The sequence below is a fragment of the Vagococcus allomyrinae genome (genome assembly GCF_017829975.1).
GTDB lineage: Bacteria > Bacillota > Bacilli > Lactobacillales > Vagococcaceae > Vagococcus_D > Vagococcus_D allomyrinae.
Map to the genome: position 1 here is coordinate 1 of NZ_JAEEGA010000039.1, position 1731 is coordinate 1731.

A 1731-nucleotide genomic window follows, 5' to 3' on the forward strand; every position below is an offset into this window, starting at 1 on the left:
TTTGTTCATTGAAAACTGGATAGTTGAAGTAAAAAATAATCAAAACAAACCGAGAACACCGCGTTGATTGACAGTGTTGTGAGTAATCACACACTGAGCAAGAGTTTTTAAACAAAGTTCAAACGCTGTTTAAAGGATTGATGGAAGTCGCTATCGCTAGTGGCTGGAAGTCAAAAATCTAACATCATTGTTAGTAAAATAGGTTAAGTTAATAAGGGCGCACGGTGGATGCCTTGGCACTAGAAGACGATGAAGGACGGGACTAACTCCGATATGCTTTGGGGAGCTGTAAGTAAGCTATGATCCAGAGATTTCCGAATGGGGAAACCCGGCAGCTTTTATAGGCTGTCATCATATACTGAATACATAGGTATATGAGGTGAGACGCAGAGAACTGAAACATCTAAGTACCTGCAGGAAGAGAAAGAAAATTCGATTCCCTGAGTAGCGGCGAGCGAAACGGGAAGAGCCCAAACCAAAGAGCTTGCTCTTTGGGGTTGTAGGACTCAGTTGTGGTAGCTGTAATTGTTAGTCGAATCGACCTGGAAAGGTCAGCCGTAGCGGGTAAAAGCCCCGTAGGCGAAAATGATTGCACACCTATGAGTATCCTGAGTACGGCGGAACACGAGAAATTCCGTCGGAATCCGCGGGGACCATCCCGCAAGGCTAAATACTCTCTAGTGACCGATAGTGAACCAGTACCGTGAGGGAAAGGTGAAAAGCACCCCGGAAGGGGAGTGAAATAGATCCTGAAACCGTGTGCCTACAACAAGTCAAAGCCCGTTAATGGGTGATGGCGTGCCTTTTGTAGAATGAACCGGCGAGTTACGATAGCGTGCGAGGTTAAGCTGAATAGGCGGAGCCGTAGCGAAAGCGAGTCTGAATAGGGCGCTTGAGTACGTTGTCGTAGACCCGAAACCATGTGATCTACCCATGGCCAGGTTGAAGGTGTGGTAAAACGCACTGGAGGACCGAACCCACGTACGTTGAAAAGTGCGGGGATGAGCTGTGGGTAGCGGAGAAATTCCAAACGAACTTGGAGATAGCTGGTTCTCTCCGAAATAGCTTTAGGGCTAGCCTCGGATGAAGAATGATGGAGGTAGAGCCACTGTTTGGACTAGGGGCCCATCTCGGGTTACCGAATTCAGATAAACTCCGAATGCCATTCATTTATATCCGGGAGTCAGACTGCGAGTGATAAGATCCGTAGTCGAAAGGGAAACAGCCCAGACCACCAGCTAAGGTCCCAAAATATATGTTAAGTGGAAAAGGATGTGGGGTTGCACAGACAACTAGGATGTTGGCTTAGAAGCAGCCACCATTTAAAGAGTGCGTAATAGCTCACTAGTCGAGTGACCCTGCGCCGAAAATGTACCGGGGCTAAACATATTACCGAAGCTGTGGAGTGTACCTTGTGTACACTGGTAGGAGAGCGTTCTAAGGGCGTTGAAGGTAGATCGTGAGGACTACTGGAGCGCTTAGAAGTGAGAATGCCGGTATGAGTAGCGAAAGACGGGTGAGAATCCCGTCCACCGTATGACTAAGGTTTCCTGGGGAAGGCTCGTCCTCCCAGGGTTAGTCGGGACCTAAGCCGAGGCCGATAGGCGTAGGCGATGGACAACAGGTTGATATTCCTGTACCAGTTTCATTTGTTTGACCAATGGAGGGACGCAGTAGGTTAGGAAATCCGCACGATTGGAAGTGTGCGGCCAAGCAGTGAGTCTGATGGTG

General features: G+C 48.6%; 1 rRNA gene (only partly in view). It reads left to right on the forward strand.

The window, feature by feature from the left end:
- Positions 1 to 201 precede the first annotated feature (201 nt).
- Positions 202 to 1731 (forward strand): 23S ribosomal RNA (locus I6N95_RS26840) (it continues 1484 nt past the right edge of the window).